General features: G+C 73.1%; 15 protein-coding genes and 1 pseudogene. 13 read left to right on the forward strand and 3 right to left on the reverse strand.

Annotation, left to right across the window (positions count from 1 at the left end):
• Nucleotides 1-237 precede the first annotated feature (237 nt).
• Nucleotides 238-1,170: an oxidoreductase gene (locus NP777_RS15360; RefSeq protein WP_256650703.1), complete on the forward strand. Its 933-nt coding sequence runs from the start codon at nt 238-240 to the stop codon at nt 1,168-1,170.
• Between the two features lies 1 nt (nt 1,171).
• Here NP777_RS15360 and NP777_RS15365 read toward each other — a convergent pair whose 3' ends face one another.
• A complete protein-coding gene (locus NP777_RS15365; protein WP_391858519.1) occupies nt 1,172-2,200 on the reverse strand; it encodes an NADP-dependent oxidoreductase in 1,029 nt (342 codons plus the stop codon).
• Nucleotides 2,201-2,270: 70 nt separating this feature from the next.
• Here NP777_RS15365 and NP777_RS15370 point away from each other — a divergent pair, with 70 nt between their 5' ends.
• Nucleotides 2,271-3,341: a GlxA family transcriptional regulator gene (locus tag NP777_RS15370; RefSeq protein WP_256650704.1), complete on the forward strand. Its 1,071-nt coding sequence runs from the start codon at nt 2,271-2,273 to the stop codon at nt 3,339-3,341.
• Between the two features lie 205 nt (nt 3,342-3,546).
• Nucleotides 3,547-4,347 (forward strand): putative protein N(5)-glutamine methyltransferase, encoded by an 801-nt coding sequence (locus NP777_RS15375; protein WP_256650705.1) that lies wholly within the window; start codon nt 3,547-3,549, stop codon nt 4,345-4,347.
• A gap of 422 nt (nt 4,348-4,769) precedes the next feature.
• On the opposite strand, the gene NP777_RS15380 is transcribed toward NP777_RS15375, so the two are convergent.
• Nucleotides 4,770-5,210, reverse strand: coding sequence for a MarR family winged helix-turn-helix transcriptional regulator (locus NP777_RS15380; RefSeq protein WP_256650706.1), 441 nt, complete (start codon nt 5,208-5,210; stop codon nt 4,770-4,772).
• A 223-nt stretch (nt 5,211-5,433) separates the two neighbouring features.
• Here NP777_RS15380 and NP777_RS15385 point away from each other — a divergent pair, with 223 nt between their 5' ends.
• From NP777_RS15385 to NP777_RS15430, 10 genes are all read left to right on the forward strand, one after another.
• Entirely contained in the window at nt 5,434-6,258 is an 825-nt protein-coding gene (locus NP777_RS15385) for a CoA transferase subunit A (RefSeq protein WP_256650707.1), read from the forward strand.
• Nucleotides 6,255-7,076, forward strand: a complete 822-nt coding sequence (locus NP777_RS15390) for a CoA-transferase subunit beta (RefSeq protein ID WP_256650708.1) — start codon at nt 6,255-6,257, stop codon at nt 7,074-7,076. Before NP777_RS15385 ends, NP777_RS15390 begins: the two co-directional genes overlap by 4 nt.
• Nucleotides 7,073-8,299: a thiolase family protein gene (locus NP777_RS15395; RefSeq protein WP_256650709.1), complete on the forward strand. Its 1,227-nt coding sequence runs from the start codon at nt 7,073-7,075 to the stop codon at nt 8,297-8,299. The genes NP777_RS15390 and NP777_RS15395 overlap by 4 nt, the downstream gene beginning before the upstream one ends.
• A gap of 56 nt (nt 8,300-8,355) precedes the next feature.
• On the forward strand, nt 8,356-9,123 hold the full coding sequence (gene pcaH / locus NP777_RS15400; RefSeq protein ID WP_256650710.1) for a protocatechuate 3,4-dioxygenase subunit beta: 768 nt from the start codon (nt 8,356-8,358) through the stop codon (nt 9,121-9,123).
• A complete protein-coding gene (gene pcaG / locus NP777_RS15405) occupies nt 9,123-9,821 on the forward strand; it encodes a protocatechuate 3,4-dioxygenase subunit alpha (RefSeq protein WP_256650711.1) in 699 nt (232 codons plus the stop codon). Before pcaH ends, pcaG begins: the two co-directional genes overlap by 1 nt.
• Entirely contained in the window at nt 9,808-11,097 is a 1,290-nt protein-coding gene (pcaB, locus tag NP777_RS15410) for a 3-carboxy-cis,cis-muconate cycloisomerase (RefSeq protein WP_256650712.1), read from the forward strand. The genes pcaG and pcaB overlap by 14 nt, the downstream gene beginning before the upstream one ends.
• A gap of 309 nt (nt 11,098-11,406) precedes the next feature.
• A complete protein-coding gene (gene pcaDC / locus NP777_RS15415; RefSeq protein WP_256650713.1) occupies nt 11,407-12,702 on the forward strand; it encodes a bifunctional 3-oxoadipate enol-lactonase/4-carboxymuconolactone decarboxylase PcaDC in 1,296 nt (431 codons plus the stop codon).
• Between the two features lie 109 nt (nt 12,703-12,811).
• On the forward strand, nt 12,812-14,077 hold the full coding sequence (locus tag NP777_RS15420; RefSeq protein WP_256650714.1) for an ABC transporter substrate-binding protein: 1,266 nt from the start codon (nt 12,812-12,814) through the stop codon (nt 14,075-14,077).
• The gene (locus NP777_RS15425) at nt 14,077-15,003 is read left to right on the forward strand and encodes a carbohydrate ABC transporter permease (protein WP_256650715.1); all 927 of its coding nucleotides are present in this window, start codon (nt 14,077-14,079) and stop codon (nt 15,001-15,003) included. The genes NP777_RS15420 and NP777_RS15425 overlap by 1 nt, the downstream gene beginning before the upstream one ends.
• Entirely contained in the window at nt 15,003-15,866 is an 864-nt protein-coding gene (locus NP777_RS15430; protein WP_256650716.1) for a carbohydrate ABC transporter permease, read from the forward strand. Before NP777_RS15425 ends, NP777_RS15430 begins: the two co-directional genes overlap by 1 nt.
• A gap of 132 nt (nt 15,867-15,998) precedes the next feature.
• On the opposite strand, the pseudogene NP777_RS15435 reads toward NP777_RS15430, so the two are convergent.
• Nucleotides 15,999-16,272 (reverse strand): annotated as a pseudogene (locus NP777_RS15435) (helix-turn-helix domain-containing protein); the annotation flags it as partial.
• Between the last annotated feature and the right edge of the window lie 160 nt (nt 16,273-16,432).

Raw genomic sequence — 16,432 nt, forward strand, 5'->3', positions numbered from 1 at the left:
CGGCCCCGCGAGCACCGGAGCCGCCACCGATGCCCACCCCACCGGCCCGGCGGCCGGCGACGCGGCCCGTGCCCGGCACCCCCTGCCCCGCTGCTCAATTGCGCCGAAGGCGCGAGACGGCGCCACACCTGACCGAGCCGAGTAGCCGTTCCCTCGCATCTTCGTGGTGGCGCGCCTAGGCTGTCGCCGCTGTTCGATGGCTACCGGCGCGTAGCGCACACCGCGAAGGAGCGCGTGATGAAGGGCTGGACCGCGAGCGACATCCCCGATCAGACCGGCCGCACCGCCGTCGTGACCGGCGCCAACAGCGGGCTCGGCTTCGTCACCGCCCGGGAGTTGGCGCGGTGCGGTGCGCGGGTGGTGCTCGGGTGCCGGAGCGAGGAGCGTGGCGCCGAGGCGGCGGAGCGGATCCGGGCGCGGGCGCCGGGCGCGCGAGTGGAGGTCGCGCCGCTGGATCTCGCCGATCTGACGTCCGTACGGGCCTTCGCGGCCGGGCACAAGGGCGACCGGCTCGATCTGCTGGTCAACAACGCGGGGGTGATGGCCCTCCCGCACCGCAGGACCGCCGACGGCTTCGAGATGCAGTTCGGCGTCAACCACCTGGGCCACTTCGCGCTGACCGGGCTGCTGCTGCCGAAGCTGCTGGAGGCGGGCCCGGGGGCGCGGGTGGTCACCGTCTCCAGCTTTATGCACCTGCTGGGGACGGTCGATCCGCGCGATCTGAACATGGAGCGGGGGTACCGGCGTTGGGTCGCCTACGCCCGTTCCAAGTCCGCCAATCTCCTCTTCACTCATGAGCTCGCCCACCGGCTGCGCGCGGCGGGCGTCCGCCTGGTGGCGGCCGCCGCGCACCCCGGGTACGCCGCGACCAACCTCATGTCCGCCGCGCCGAAGATGGAGGGCCACCGGGCGAAGGAGCGGTTCATGGAGATCGGCAACCGCTACTTCGCCCAGAGCCCGGAGCAGGGCATGCTCCCCGTCCTGTACGCGGCGACCGGCCCGGATGTCCGCCAGGACGACTTCTTCGGCCCGCCCCTCCAGGGGCTGTGGCGCGGCGCCCCCGTCCGCTCGGCCCGCGCCAAGTGGACGCTCAGCGACACGGCGGGCCGGGGGTTGTGGGCCGCGTCCGAGCGGCTGACGGGGGTGCGGTACGAGGCGCTCGCGAGCTGAGTCACGTCCGCACGGTGATGACCAGCTTGCCCGTGGTGCGGCCGGTCTCCCCCTGGATGTGGCCCCGGGCGCCTTCGGCGAGGGGGAAGGTCTCGGAGACATGGGCGCGGAGCCTGCCCCGTTCGACGAGTTCGGCGATGGCGCGCATCCCGGCCCGGTCGTGCTCGACGAGCAGGGTGACGGCGCGGACCTGCGCCTTCTCCGCCGCCGCCCGGGTGTCCTCGGCGCCCGGCAGCAGGGAGACGAGGGTGCCGCCGGGGCGGAGCACGCCCACGGAACGGGTGGCGGTCTCCCCGCCGAGGGTGTCGAGGACGACGTCGTAGCGCTCGTCGGTGTCGGTGAAGTCCTCGGAGCGGTGGTCGACGCAGGCGTCCGCGCCGAGTTCGCGCAGGAAGTCGTGTTTGGGGGCGCTCGCCGTCCCGGTGACGTGCGCGCCGCGCTCCTTGGCGATCTGTACGGCGAGATGGCCGACACCGCCCGCCGCGGCGTGGATCAGCACCCGTTGCCCGGCCCGGAGGCCCGCGGTCTCGACGAGGGCCTGCCAGGCGGTGAGCGCTGCCAGCGGCAGCGCGGCCGCCTGGACGTGGTCGATCCCGGCGGGCTTGGCGGCGAAGGCGCGGGTGGGGCCGGTCACGTACTCGGCGTGGGAGCCGGCCCCGTACGGGTAGGGCAGCATGCCGAACACCTCGTCACCGGGCCGGAAGAGGGTGACGCCGAAGCCGGTCTCCACCACGGTGCCGGAGACGTCCCAGCCGAGGGTCAGCGGCGGGGGCGGCAGGAAGATGCTCAGGGCGCGGTGCTTGAAGTCCGTGGGGTTGAGTCCGGCCGCGTGCACGGCGACGAGGATCTCCCCGACGCCGGGCGTGGGCCGCGGAAGCTCCGTCAGCCGCAGAACCTCGGGGCCGCCGAGGGCCGTCTGGTGCAGGGCGCGCATCACGGGGGCGCCGTCCGGGGCGGCGGGGTGCGGCGAGTCCGTGGCGGCCGCCGGGCCCGGGGAATCGAGGTGCTGAGGGGTGTCCGTCGAAGTCATGCCTCGATCCTGGCCGTACGGCCCGCCCCGGAGCGATGGCCAGAAGGTCATCTTCCGATACATTCCTGCCATGCCCCTCGACCCCGCCGCCCGCCCCGCCTCCGCCGCGCCCTCCCGGGCCCGTGACCTCGCCGACCGCACGGCCGGACTGGACCGCCTGCTGCACCCGGACCCGCGGCCCGGCGCCCACCAGGTCGTCGTCCTCGCCCTCGACGGCGTCTACCCCTTCGAACTCGGCATCCCGCACCGGGTCCTGGGGTCCGCCGACGGCCGCTACGAGGTGCGGTCCGCGAGCGTGGACGGGCGGCCCGTGCGCACCGACTCGGACCTGACCGTCACCCCCGGGCACGGTCCCGAGGTGCTGGCCGAGGCGGACACCGTGGTCATCCCTCCGTACGCGATCTCCCGGGCCTCGGCCACCACCCCGGACCCGCAGGCCCTCGCCGCCCTGTCCCGCGTCCGCCCCGGCACCCGTCTGGTGTCCATCTGCACCGGCGCCTTCCTGCTGGCCGCCGCCGGTCTCCTGGACGGGCGCCGGGCCACCACCCACTGGGCGCTCACCGACCACTTCCGGGAGCTGTTCCCCCGGGTCGAGCTCGACGCCGGTGTGCTCTTCGTCGACCACGGTGACGTGCTGACCTCCGCGGGGGCGGCGAGCGGTGTCGACGTCTGCCTGCACCTGGTGCGCCAGGACCACGGCAGCGAGGTGGCCAACCGGGTCGCCCGCTGCTGCGTCGTGCCGCCGTACCGGGACGGCGGACAGGCGCAGTACATCGAGCGGCCGCTGCCGCCGGCGGACGGCACCGGCACCGGGCCGACCCGCGACTGGGCGCTGCGACGGCTGGAACTGCCGCTGTCGCTGGACGAGCTGGCCGCGCACGCGGCGATGAGCACCCGTACCTTCGCCCGGCGCTTCCGGGAGGAGACCGGCCTGAGCCCCGGCCGCTGGCTGACCCAGCAGCGGCTGCGGCGGGCGCGGCACCTGCTGGAGTCCAGCGACCTGCCGGTGGAACGGGTCGCCCACGAGGTCGGCTTCGCCACCGCCACCTCGCTGCGGCGGCATCTGGCGGCGGAGGCGGGGGTCGCCCCGTCGGCGTACCGGCGCACCTTCCGCGCCCCGGATGCCCCGGCCACATCGTGACCGCCACGGCGCCGGGGCATCGGGTAGTGTGGCCCCACTCGTACGCACCGAGGAGGTGAGACCCATCAACGCCAGTTCAGGCTGGGTGCTCGCCCTTGACGGCCGTGCGGTCGCCGTGACGTACGACGCGGTATACGCGACGTACGACGCGGTATAGCCGACCGGTGGGAGCGCCCCAGGCATCCCGAAAGGCTTTCCGGGCTCCATGTCGGCTTCCTCATCTTCACTTGTCACCTTTTCCGCCGTCGTCACCAGGCTCCGCGCCGCCGGGTGCGTGTTCGCCGAGGACGAGGCGCGACTGATCCTTTCCGCGGGCGGCGTTCCGGCCGAGATCGACGCCATGGTGGACCGGCGCGCCGCCGGGCTGCCGCTGGAGCACGTCCTCGGCTGGGCGGACTTCCGAGGGCTTCGGATATCCATCGACCCCGGGGTCTTCGTACCGCGCCGGCGCACCGAGTTCCTGGTCGACCAGGCCGTACCGCTGGCCCGGCCCGGGGCCGTGGTGGTCGACCTGTGCTGCGGCTCGGGCGCGCTGGGCGCCGCGCTGGCCTCGGCCCTGGGCGGGGTGGAGCTGTACGCGACCGATATCGACCCGGTCGCGGTGCGCTGCGCGCGGCGCAACGTGGGGGCGGCGGGCGGCACGGTGTACGCGGGCGACCTCTACGAACCGCTGCCCGCCGCGCTGCGCGGCCGCGTGGACCTCCTGCTGGCCAACGTCCCGTACGTGCCCACCGAGGAGGTCGGGCTGCTGCCGCCGGAGGCCCGGGTCCACGAGGCGCGGGTGGCGCTGGACGGCGGCGCGGACGGGCTGGACGTCCTGCGCCGGGTGACCGCCGGGGCGGGCGACTGGCTGGCCCCGGGCGGCTCCCTGCTCTTCGAGACGAGCGGCCGGCAGGCGCCCACGGCGATGGCCATCGTGGCGGAGGGCGGTCTGGAACCACGGCTGGCGGAATGCGACGAGCTGGACGCCACGGTCATCGTCGGCACGAGGCCATCGGCCGCTTAGTCGGTGTCCGCCGGTTCGTGACGCCTGCGGCGGGCTGTTCCCCTCCCCGCCCCTTCCCAACACCTGACGATATGCGGCTCCGCCGCGTGCGGGGCTCCGCCCCAGACCCCGGCCGAACGACCCGGACGCGCGCGGGCGCCCGCCCGGTCAGCCGCCGGTGCAGGCATTCACGGCAGCGACGGCCGGCCCGCCGCCCCCGGGGTCCGAAGGCGAAGCCCCGGCGCGGGGTCCGGGGCGGAGCCCCAGTTTCGGGGTCTGGGGCGGAACCCCCGGCGCGGGGTCCGGGGCGGTAGCCCGGCGCGGGGTCTGGGGCGGGGTCTGGGGCGGAGCCCCGGCCCGGGGTCTGGGGCGGAGCCCCAGTTTCGGGAAGGGGCGGGGAGGGGAAAGATCCGCGCGTCTCGCGCACCGCGCACCCCGCCCGCCTACGCGCGCAGTTCCTCCGCCGCGTCCGCGACCCGCACGATCAGCCGCAGCAGGGTCTCCCGCTCCGTCTCGTCCAGCGGGGCCAGGAAGACCCGGTTCATCCGGGACGTCCGGGTGACCAGCTTCCGGTGGACCCGGACGCCCTCCTCCGTCAGCCGCAGGACGTTGCGGCGGCCGTCGTTCGGGTCGCGCACCCGCTCCAGCAGGCCGCGGCGGGCCAGCCGGGCGACCAGGTCGGCGATGGTGGAGCGGTCGAGGTGGACGTGTTCGCTCAGCGTCCGCTGGTCGATATCCGGCTTCTCGATCAGCGCGTTGACCACCGCGAACTGCGGCGAGGTGGTCTCCTCGGAGACCATCGCGCCCCACAGCAGGGAGTGCGCCTGCTGGAAGCGGCGGGCCAGATGCCCGGGGTGCGTGTTCAGATCCACCGCGCCGCCCATGCCGTGCCTCCCGGCTTCCCTGCCACTCGCCTGCTGGATTGCCCATCAATCACGGGATCACTCATTAGTCCGTGTACTGAGCGATTCTGCCCTGTGGAAGACCCCATGTCGAGAGGCCGAGATTCGACCTAGACTGCCTTGACGAGCGCACCAGCCAATGGCACCGTGCGAAATCGACACCACATTAGTCAGCACACTGAGCATCCCGACCCTCGGAGTGACGATGGCCGACATCCGAAGCCTGGAGGACGCCGTGGCGGACCTCGTCCACGACGGGGACACCGTCGCGATGGAGGGATTCACCCACCTGATCCCGTACGCCGCCGCGCACGAGGTCATCCGCCAGGGCATCACCGATCTCACCCTCGTCCGGATGACCCCGGACGTCATCTACGACCAGCTCATCGGCGCCGGACTCGTCCGCAAGCTGGTGTTCTCCTGGGGCGGCAACCCCGGCGTGGGCTCACTGCACCGCTTCCGCGACGCCGTCGAGAACGGCTGGCCGCGGCCGCTTGAGCTGGACGAGCACAGCCACGCGGGCATGGCGAACCGCTATGTGGCGGGCGCGTCCAAGCTGCCGTTCGCCGTGTTGCGCGGCTATCGCGGCAGCGACATCCCGACCCGTACGGACACCGTCTCCACCGTCGTCTGCCCCTTCACCGGGGAGGAACTGGCCGCCGTCGCGGCGCTCAACCCGGACGTCACCGTCATCCACGCCCAGCGGGCCGACCGGGCCGGCAATGTGCAGATGTGGGGGCTGACCGGGGTGCAGAAGGAGGCGGCGCTCGCGGCGGACCGGGTACTGGTCACCGTGGAGGAGATCGTCGAGGAACTCACGCCACGCCCCGGCGGGATCGTCCTGCCGACGTGGGTGATCGACGCGGTGTCCGTCGTCCCCGGCGGCGCCCACCCCTCCTACGCCACCGGGTACTCGACCCGCGACAACGACTTCTACCAGGCATGGGACCCGATCGCCCGCGATCGTGAGGCGTTCTCGACGTGGATCGAGGACAACGTGCGCAACAGCGAGGGAGCACTCACCCGATGACCGCGACCCCCGCCGGAACCACCGAGACGACCGGCACCACCGGAACCACCGGCTTCACCTCCGACGAGCTGATGGAGGTCAACGCCGCCCGCGCGCTCGCCGACGCCACCACCTGCTTCGTCGGCATCGGCCTCCCCAGCACCGCCGCCAACCTGGCCCGCGCCACCGTCAACCCCGGCCTCGTGCTCATCTACGAGTCCGGCACCATCGGCTCCAAGCCCACCCGGCTCCCGCTGTCCATCGGCGACGGCGAACTCGCCGAGACGGCCGACGCGGTGGTCCCGGTGCCGGAGATGTTCAACTACTGGCTCCAGGGCGGCCGGATCGACGTCGGCTTCCTCGGCGCCGCCCAGGTCGACCGCCACGCCAACATCAACACCACCGTCGTGGACCGCGGCCCGGACAAGCCCGAGGGCCGCCTCCCCGGCGCGGGCGGCGCCCCCGAGATCGCCTCCAACTGCGGCAAGGTGCTCATGGTGCTGCGCCACTCCACCCGCAACTTCGTGGAGCGGCTGGACTTCGTGACGACCCTGGGCCACGGCGGCGGCCCCGGCGACCGTAAGAAGCTCGGCATGCCGGGCGCCGGCCCCACCGCCGTCATCACCGACCTGGGCATCCTGCGCCCCGACCCGGCCACCGCCGAGCTGGTGCTCACCGAAGTGCACCCGGACGTCACCGTGGAGCGGGTCCGGGCCGCCACCGGCTGGGAGCTGACCGTCGCCGACACCGTGGGCACCACCGAGCCGCCCACGCCCCAGGAGCTGGCGGCGCTGCGCGCCCTCAAAGCCGCCGGGAAGCCCGCGAAGGAGACCCGATGACCACCTCGCGTGACGTCCATCGTGACGTCCATCGTGATGTCTATATCGTCGACGCCGTCCGCACCCCCATCGGCAAATACGGCGGCGCCCTGGCCGGGGTACGCCCCGACGACCTGGCCGCCCATGTGGTGCGCGGCCTGCTCGCCCGCACCCCCGCCCTGGACCCGGCGCGCGTCGACGACGTCTACTTCGGCAACGCCAACGGCGCGGGCGAGGAGAACCGCGACGTCGCCCGCATGGCCGTGCTGCTGGCCGGGCTGCCCGTCACCGTGCCCGGCGCGACCGTCAACCGGCTGTGCGCCTCGGGCCTGGAGGCCGTGCTGCAGGCCGCCCGCGCCATCGCGGTCGGCGACGCGCACATCGCGCTCGCGGGCGGCGTGGAGTCGATGAGCCGCGCCCCCTGGGTGCTGCCCAAGCCCGAGCGCGCCTTCCCCGCCGGGCATCAGCAGATGTACTCCACGACCCTCGGCTGGCGGATGACCAACCCGGACATGCCGCCCGAGTGGACCGTCGCCCTCGGCGAGGGCGCCGAGCTGATCGCCGACAAGCACGGCATCACCCGCGAGGCGCAGGACGCGTTCGCGCTCGCCAGCCACGAGAGGGCGGCGCGGGCGTGGAAGGACGGGGCGTACGACGCCGAGGTGCTGCCGTATCCGGACGCCGAGCTGGTACGGGACGAGACCATCCGCGAGAACACATCGACCGAGGCCCTGGCCAAGCTCAAGCCCGCCTTCCGCAAGCCCGGCGGCACCGTCACCGCGGGCAACTCCTCGCCCCTCAACGACGGCGCGGCCGCGCTGCTGCTCGTGGACGAGGAGGGGCTGAAGGCCACCGGACGCGAGCCCCTGGCCCGGATCGGTGCCTCGGCCGTGACGGGTATCGAGCCGCAGTACTTCGGGCTGGGCCCGGTCGAGGCGGTACGCCGCGCCCTCGCCAAGGCGGGCCGCTCGTTCGCCGATCTGGCCACCCTCGAACTCAACGAGGCGTTCGCCGCGCAGGTGCTGGGCTGCCTGGCCGAGTGGTCGGCCCAGGACCCCGGCTTCGACCCCGGCATCGTCAACCCGCGCGGCGGCGCCATCGCCATCGGCCACCCGCTCGGCGCCTCCGGCGCCCGGCTCGCCGGGGCCGTCGCCCATCAGCTCGCCGCCCGCGGCTCGGGAACGGGCCTGGCCACCTTGTGCATCGGCGTCGGACAGGGCCTCGCCCTCGTCCTGGAGCGGTAATCCCGTAACGGCAAGGCCGGAAAGGTAAGGCCGGAAAGGTAAGGCTGACGGCAGACATGGCTCTCACCCAGTCCGACATCGACCGCGAACTCGCGCACATACGGGAGTCGTACGGCAAGGCGCGTGCCGAGGGCGCTCCCGCCGCCGACCACCCGCCGCGCGACTTCCCCCCGTACCGCAGCAGTGTGCTGCGCCACCCCAAGCAGCCGCTGGTCGCGGTGCACGGCGACCCGGAGACCGTGGAGCTGCACACCCCGGTCTTCGGCCACACCGACATCACCGCGATCGACAACGACCTCACCGTGCAGCACCAAGGCGAGCCGCTCGGCGAGCGGATCACGGTCTCCGGACGGCTCCTGGACAGCCGGGGCCGCCCCGTCCGGGGACAGCTCATCGAGCTGTGGCAGGCCAACGCGTCCGGCCGCTACGCCCATCTGCGCGATCAGCACCCCGCGCCGCTCGACCCCAACTTCACGGGTGTGGGGCGGACGTTGACCGGCGACGACGGTTCGTACCACTTCACCACCATCAAGCCGGGCGCGTATCCGTGGCGCAACCACGAGAACGCCTGGCGCCCGGCGCATCTGCACTTCTCCGTCTTCGGCGCGGCGTTCACCCAGCGGCTGGTGACCCAGATGTACTTCCCCGGCGATCCGCTCTTCGCCTACGACCCGATCCTGCAGTCGGTGACGGACGACTCGGCGCGGCAGCGGCTGGTCGCGACGTACGACCACGCGCTGTCGCGGCCGGAGTGGTCGCTGGGCTACCGCTGGGACATCGTGCTGGACGGGCCGTCCGCCACCTGGATCGAGGAGGGCCGCTGATGAGCGAGAGGCTCGCACCCACGCAGGGGCTCGCACCCACGCGGGGACTCGCACCCGCCGAAGGGCTCGCACCCAGCGAAGGGCTCGCACCCGCCGAAGGGCTCGCACCCGCCGGGAAGCTCGCGCCCACCCCCTCCCACACCGTGGGCCCCTTCTACGGCTACGCCCTGCCCTTCCCCGGCGGCGGCGAGATGGCCCCGGCGGGCCACCCCGGCGCCATCACGCTCCACGGCCATGTCCGCGACGGCGAGGGCGCTCCCGTCCCGGACGCGCTGCTGGAGCTGTGGCAGGCGGGTCCGGACGGATCGCTCGCCGGGGCGGGCGGGTCGATCCGGCGCGACCCGGTGACCGGCGGCTTCCTCGGGCGCAACGGCGTGGACTTCACCGGCTTCGGCCGCATCGCCACCGACGCGGACGGCCACTGGACGGCCCGTACGCTGCCGCCGGGCGGCCCGGCCGCGCCCGCCGCGCCGTACATCAGCGTGTGCGTCCACGCCCGGGGGCTGCTGCACCACCTCTTCACCCGTGTGTACTTCCCGGAGAACGCCGAGGCCAACGCCGCCGATCCGCTGCTCGCCTCGCTGGAACCGGCGCGCCGCGAGACGCTGGTGGCGACGGCGGCGTCCCCGGCGGGGACCTATCGCTTCGACATCCGCTTGCAGGGCGAGGGGGAGACGGTCTTCCTTGAGTTCCGGTAGCGACGACGTGGGGTTGCTGTCCCCGGTGCGGACCGGGTCGGCGGTGGAGGCAGCCACCGGCGACACGGCGTTTCTGCAGGCCATGCTGGACGCCGAGGCCGCGCTGGCGCGGGTGGTGGCACCGGCGGGGGCGGCGGAGGCGGTGGCGGGCGCGGCCCGCGCCGAGCTGTACGACGTACGCGATCTGGCGCTGCGCGCCCGCTCCGGGGGCAATCCGGTCATTCCGCTGGTCGCCGAACTCACGGCGGCGGTGGCCCGTACGGACGCCGAGGCCGCGTCGTATGTCCACCGGGGCGCGACCAGCCAGGACATCGTGGACACGGCCGCGATGCTGGTGGCCGCGCGGGCGCTGCCGCTGATCGTGGCCGATCTGGAGCGTACGGCGGCGGAGCTGGCGCGGCTCACCGCCGCGCACCGCGACACCCCGATGCCCGGCCGCACCCTCACCCAGCACGCGGTGCCCACCACCTTCGGGCTGAAGGCGGCGGGCTGGCGGGCGCTCGCCCTGGACGCCCGCGACCGGCTCGCGGCGCTGCGGCCGCCCGCCCAACTGGGCGGTGCGGCGGGCACGTTGGCCGCCTTCGACGGCGGGGTCACGCTGCTGTGCCGGTTCGCCGAGGAAACCGGTCTCGCCGAGCCCGAACTGCCCTGGCACACCCTGCGCACCCCCGTGGCCGACCTGGGCACCGCGCTCGCCTTCGCCGTCGGGGCGCTGGGGAAGGTGGCGGCGGATGTGCTGGTGCTCTCGCGGACGGAGATCGGCGAGGTGGCGGAGGGGGCGGGGGGCGGCTCGTCCGCGATGCCGCATAAGTCGAACCCGGTGCGTGCCACGCTGATGGCCGCCGCGGCCCGTCAGGCCCCGGGGCATGCCGCCACGTTGCTCGGCTCGCTCGCCGCGGAGGACGAACGGCCGGGTGGGGCGTGGCATGCGGAGTGGCTGCCGCTGCGGGAGCTGTTGCGGCTCGCGGGCGGGGCTGCCCGCGACGCCGTGGACCTCGCCGCCGGGCTGCGGGTCTTCCCTGACCGCATGGCCGCGAACCTGGGGCTGACGGATGGGCTGATCGTCAGCGAACGCCTTCTCGCCGCGCTTGAGCCGAGGGTCGGCCGGGCCCGTGCGAAGGAACTCCTGGCGGAGGCGGCGAAGGAGGGCGCGGGGCTGACCGAAGCCCTGTCGGACGTCCTGTCGCCGGACCGGCTACGCGAACTGACGGACCCGACCGCGTACGTGGGCTCGGCCCCCGTCCTGGTGGACCGCGCCCTGTCCCGCGATGGGTAACGCCTCGCGGCGGCCCAGCCCCCACCCCGCCCCTTCCCGAACCGGGGGACACCCCCGGCCCCCACCGTGGGGGCTCCGCCACACCCCCGCCGGGGCTCCGCCCCGGACCCCGCTCCTCAATCGCCGGGGGGCTGGAGATGCCCGGAGGCGCAGCCCCGGGGTCCAGGGGCGGAGCCCATGGTTACGGGAAGGGGCGGGGTGGGGAAAAACCACCGGCCCGCACCCGGCCGCCAACCCCAGCCCCAGCCCCAGACCCGGCCACAGCCACCCCGCAGCAGCCAACCCCCACCCACCGGAGCACCCCACCCCATGACCAACACCCCACCGCACCACGACCTCACCGGACCCCCCACCGCCCCACCCCTCGTCCTCGGTCCCTCCATCGGCACCTCCCTCGCCGTCTGGGAGCCACAGCTTCCCGCGCTCGCCCGAGGCCACCGCGTGCTGCGCTGGGATCTGCCCGGCCACGGCGGCTCCCCCGCCACGCTGCTGCCCTCGGACGGGTCGGCCACCATCGACGACCTCGCCGCCCTCGTGCTGCGGCTCGCCGACGATCAGGGGTGGGAGCGGTTCGCGTACGCGGGGATTTCGATCGGCGGCGCCGTCGGACTGCATCTCGCCGCACACCACCCCGACCGGATCAGCCGCCTCTCCGTCGTCTGCTCCTCGGCCCGCTTCGGCGAGCCCGCCGTCTGGCGTGAGCGGGCCGCGCTCGTACGGGCCGAGGGCACGGAGGCGATGGTGGCGAGCCGTCCCGGCACCTGGTTCTCGCACGACTTCGCCCGTACGCCCGTCGCCGCCGCGCTGATCGAGGATCTGCGGGCCACCGACCGTGCGGGGTATGCCGCCTGCTGCGACGTTCTCGCCGGGTACGACATGACGGCCGACCTGGAGAAGATCACGGCACCCACCCTCGTCGTGGCCGGTCGGGACGACCCCGCGACGCCGCCCGCGCACGCCCGCCGGATCGCCGACGCCGCGCCCGGCGCGAGCCTGCTGGAGGTCGCCGGGGCGGCGCACCTCGCGGGCGTGGAGCGGCCGGAGGCGGTCACCGGGGCGCTGCTCGCCCACCTCGACGGCCCGGCACCGTCGCGGCCACGGGACGACGCCGCACGCCACGCCGCCGGGATGGCCGTGCGCCGGGCCGTCCTCGGGGACGCGCACGTGGAGCGCGCGGTGGCCCGGACGACCCCGTTCACCGCCCGCTTCCAGGACTTCATCACCCGCTACGCCTGGGGCGAGATCTGGACCGGCGACGGGCTGGACCGGCGGACCCGTAGCTGTATCACCCTCACCGCGCTGATCGCCCACGGCCATGACGCCGAACTGGCCATGCACATCCGGGCCGCGCTCACCAACGGGCTGACCCGTGAGGAGATCGGCGAGGTGCTGCTGCAGTCCGCGATCTACTGCGGCGTCCCGGCGGCCAACTCAGCCTTCGCCACCGCCCAGCGCGTCTTCGACGAGATCGACGCCGACGTCGAACCCGGCACCGAGCGCGACACCGACGTCGAGCCCGACGCCGCGCTCGACGCCGCGCCCGGCACCGACGCCGCGCCCGGCACCGACGTCGACTCTGCGTCACATTCCAATACCGAAAAGTGACATCCCCCCGCAACACCTCTGTCGTAATCCGCCTCCATCGTTGATCGTTGGGTCGTACGGGGACCGGGGTCCGGGAGACCGAGACCGGGAGACGAGGGGGCACACACCCATGTCCATGAGCCGCCGAAGGCTGCTGGGTGCGGGCGGAGGGCTGGCCCTCACCGGGGCGCTCGCCTCCGCCTGCGGGTCGAACACCGGGCGGGACGGCGATGACCACGCCGGCCAGCCGGTGCTGGAACAGTGGTACCACCAGTACGGCGAGCCCGGCACCGAGCAGGCCGTCAGGCGCTACGCCGACGCGTTCGAAAAGGCCAACGTCCAGGTGCAGTGGCGGCCGGGCAACTACGACCAGCAGACCGCCGCCGCGCTGCTCACGAAGTCCGGCCCGGACGTCTTCGAGGTCAACGGCCCGACGCTGGACCAGATCCAGGGCGGTCAGGTGGCCGATCTGACCGATCTCCTCAGCGAGGCCAGGGACGACTTCAACCCGGCCGTGCTCGCCCCGAAGACGTATCAGGACCGGATCTGGGCCGTACCGCAGGTCATCGACACCCAGCTGCTCTACTACCGCAAGAGCATGCTCGAGGCCTCGGGAGTGGAGCCGCCGCGCAGCCTCGACGCGCTGATCGACGCGGCGAAGGAGCTGACCACCAAGGACGTCAAGGGGCTCTTCCTGGGCAATGACGGCGGCCCCGGCGTCCTCGGCGGCACCCCGCTCAACGCCGCCGGGCTCACGCTCGTCGCCGAGGACGGCAAGGTCGGCTTCGACGACCCGGCCGCCGCCCGGACGCTCGGCAAGCTGCGTCAGCTCTACGCGGAGAAGTCGCTGCTGCTCGGGGCGCCGTCCGACTGGTCGGACCCGGCCGCGTTCACCCAGGGGCTCACCGCCATGCAGTGGTCCGGGCTGTGGGCGCTGCCGCAGGTGAAGAAGGCGCTGGGGGACGACTTCGGGGTGCTGCCGTTCCCCCCGGACGGGGCGCACGGCGCGCCCGCGGTGCCGGTCGGCGCGTACGGGGCCGCGGTCAGCGCACGGGCCCGGAACACGGCGCTGGCCAAGGCGTATGTGAAGTGGCTGTGGGTGGAACGGACCGACTACCAGGAGGACTTCGCGCTGCGCTACGGCTTCCACATCCCCGCCCGGATCTCGCTCGCCACGAAGGCGGCCAAGCTGCGGCAGGGCGCGGCCGGTGAGGCGGTGCGCTTCGCCACCGACCACGGCCACGCCGAACCGCTGCTGTGGACCGCCGCGAGCCGTACGGCCTACCAGGACGCGCTGAGCCGGATCATCAAGGGCGGGGCCGATCCGGACGGCGAGCTGCGGTCGGTGGTCCGCAAGGCCGAGGCCGAGCTGCGCCGCGTGAAGAAGAAGAGCTGATGCGGGGGGCGTTCGTCCGCAGGCTCCTGGGCCCGCAGAACCGCCATCTGTGGTTCTGGGTATTCGTCGGCCCGTTCGTCCTGGGGCTGACCCTCTTCACCTACGTCCCGCTGGCCTGGAGCGTCTACCTCAGCTTCTTCGACGCGCACAACACCGTTTCGCCCACGGACTTCGTCGGCTTCGACAACTACACGGCGATGCTGGGCGACGACGCGTTCACCGGCAGCCTGGTGACCTTCCTGGTCTTCACGGCGTTCATCGTCCCGGCCACCTACGCGCTCTCGCTCGCGCTCGCGCTGATGGTCAACCGGCTGCGCTGGGCGCAGGCGTTCTTCCGGTCGGTGTTCTTCCTGCCGGTGGCGTGCTCGTATGTGGTGGCGGCGCTGATCTGGAAGATGTCGATCTTCAACGGGGTGCGCTTCGGGCTGGCCAACACCGTGCTGGACTGGTTCGGCGCCGATCAGATCGCCTGGCTGTCCACCACGGACCCGCCCTGGTACTGGCTGGTCATCGTGACCGTACGGCTGTGGCTCCAGGCGGGGTTCTACATGGTGCTGTTCCTGGCCGGGCTGCAGCGCATCTCCCCGCGGCTGTACGAGGCGGCGGCCGTGGACGGGGCGCGGCCCGGCTGGCAGGTGTTCCGGCACATCACCTTTCCGCAGTTACGGGCGACCTCGGTCGCGGTGGTGCTGCTGCTGGTGATCAACGCCTTCCAGGCGTTCGACGAGTTCTACAACCTGCTGTCGGATTCGCGCGGCTATCCGCCCTACGCCCGTCCGCCGCTGGTCTATCTCTACTACACGGCGCTGGGCCAGGGGCAGAACCTGGGTCTGGGCAGTGCGGGCGCGGTGATCCTGGCGCTGATCATCGCCGTGGTGACGGTGGTGCAGGCCCGCTGGTTCGGCCTGGGCCGGAAGGAGGACTGATGCCCACTCCCCCGAAGTCGCGCGACGTCCGGGACGCCCTCGTCGGCGTGGGGCGCGCCGTGCGGCTGGTGCTGCTGCTCGCGCTCGCGCTGGTCTTCCTGATCCCGTTCTATCTGCTGGTGCGCAACGGCCTGTCGAGCGAGGCGGACCTCACCTCCCCGGGGTGGACGTTCTTCCCGGGCGAGCTGCACTGGTCCAACGTCAGCGAGTTGTTCGACGACCCCAATGTGCCGATGGCGCACGCGCTGCTCAACTCCTCGCTGATCGCGGTCCTCACCACCGTGGGCACCCTGCTGCCGGCCTCGCTCGCCGGGTACGGTCTCGCGCGCATCCCGTACGCCTACGCCAATGTGGTCTTCTACTGGATCCTGGGCACCCTGATGGTCCCGGCGGCGGTCACCTTCGTGCCCAGCTTCGTGCTGGTCAGCTCGCTCGGGTGGGTGTCCACGCTGCGCGGTCTGGTGGTGCCCACGCTGTTCAGCGCGGTCGCGGCGTTCATCTTCCGCCAGTACTTCCTGGGCTTCCCCAGGGAGCTGGAGGACGCGGCGCGGGTGGACGGTCTCGGCTACTGGCGTACGTACTGGCGGGTCGTGGTGCCGAACTCCCGGCCGGTGTTCGCGGCGGTGGGCACGATCGTCTTCATCGGCGCCTGGAACTCGTTCCTGTGGCCGCTGGTCATCGGGCAGGACCGGGACGCCTGGACGGTGCAGGTGGCGCTGTCGACGTTCACCACCGCCCAGACCGTCAACCTCCATGAGCTGTTCGTGGCGGCGGCGGTGTCGATCGTGCCGCTGCTGGTGGTCTTCCTGGTGCTGCAGCGCTACATCGTCGCGGGCGTCGAGCGCACGGGCATCGACGACTGAGAGCCTGTGGCCGGTTGGGCTCATCCGGCGGCCGGGCCGTCGTCCGGCAGCGGGGCGTACCGCCGCAGCCAGACCTCGGTCTGGGACAGATGCGCGGTGGCGGCCGCGGTGACGGCCGCGGCGGCGGCCGCCGGATCGCTTGGAACGCCTTGTCCAGGCGGCGCAGGGTGGCCTGCTGGGAGGAGAACGACCAGCGGCCTTGACGCTCGGGGTCGAACGCCCGGATCTCCTTGAGCTGGGCGGACTGGTCGCCGTACTTGATACTCGTCCTGGAGGCGTGCCGGTAGGCATCGCGGCGTTCCTGCAAGGCTCCGTTGTACAGCGAGCAGTGATCCCGCAGCATCTCGCCCAGCGCAACCGCCTGACGGGCCGTAGGGCGCAGCAGGAACTTATACGCACGCAACAAAACGCAGCCCGCCCCTCACCCGTTTCCCCAGGTCAACGCATATGTGGTCACTCTACCGGCCGCCACTGACAACGCAGTGGACTCCACCGCTACGCGGCTCCGGCCCAAGGATTCGACGCTCCCTCGGCTAAAGCCGTGGGTCCCCCGAAGAAGGTCTGAT

Source organism: Streptomyces rugosispiralis, assembly GCF_024505145.1.
In the GTDB taxonomy this organism is placed as follows: domain Bacteria; phylum Actinomycetota; class Actinomycetes; order Streptomycetales; family Streptomycetaceae; genus Streptomyces; species Streptomyces rugosispiralis.

Coding starts and splice junctions, on each gene's coding strand:
- NP777_RS15360 (WP_256650703.1), top strand. CDS start 238: ATGAAGGGCTGGACCGCGAGCGACATCCCCGATCAGACCGGCCGCACC.
- NP777_RS15365 (WP_391858519.1), bottom strand. CDS start 2,200: ATGACTTCGACGGACACCCCTCAGCACCTCGATTCCCCGGGCCCGGCG.
- NP777_RS15370 (WP_256650704.1), top strand. CDS start 2,271: ATGCCCCTCGACCCCGCCGCCCGCCCCGCCTCCGCCGCGCCCTCCCGG.
- NP777_RS15375 (WP_256650705.1), top strand. CDS start 3,547: ATGTCGGCTTCCTCATCTTCACTTGTCACCTTTTCCGCCGTCGTCACC.
- NP777_RS15380 (WP_256650706.1), bottom strand. CDS start 5,210: ATGGGCGGCGCGGTGGATCTGAACACGCACCCCGGGCATCTGGCCCGC.
- NP777_RS15385 (WP_256650707.1), top strand. CDS start 5,434: ATGGCCGACATCCGAAGCCTGGAGGACGCCGTGGCGGACCTCGTCCAC.
- NP777_RS15390 (WP_256650708.1), top strand. CDS start 6,255: ATGACCGCGACCCCCGCCGGAACCACCGAGACGACCGGCACCACCGGA.
- NP777_RS15395 (WP_256650709.1), top strand. CDS start 7,073: ATGACCACCTCGCGTGACGTCCATCGTGACGTCCATCGTGATGTCTAT.
- pcaH (WP_256650710.1), top strand. CDS start 8,356: ATGGCTCTCACCCAGTCCGACATCGACCGCGAACTCGCGCACATACGG.
- pcaG (WP_256650711.1), top strand. CDS start 9,123: ATGAGCGAGAGGCTCGCACCCACGCAGGGGCTCGCACCCACGCGGGGA.
- pcaDC (WP_256650713.1), top strand. CDS start 11,407: ATGACCAACACCCCACCGCACCACGACCTCACCGGACCCCCCACCGCC.
- NP777_RS15420 (WP_256650714.1), top strand. CDS start 12,812: ATGTCCATGAGCCGCCGAAGGCTGCTGGGTGCGGGCGGAGGGCTGGCC.
- NP777_RS15425 (WP_256650715.1), top strand. CDS start 14,077: ATGCGGGGGGCGTTCGTCCGCAGGCTCCTGGGCCCGCAGAACCGCCAT.
- NP777_RS15430 (WP_256650716.1), top strand. CDS start 15,003: ATGCCCACTCCCCCGAAGTCGCGCGACGTCCGGGACGCCCTCGTCGGC.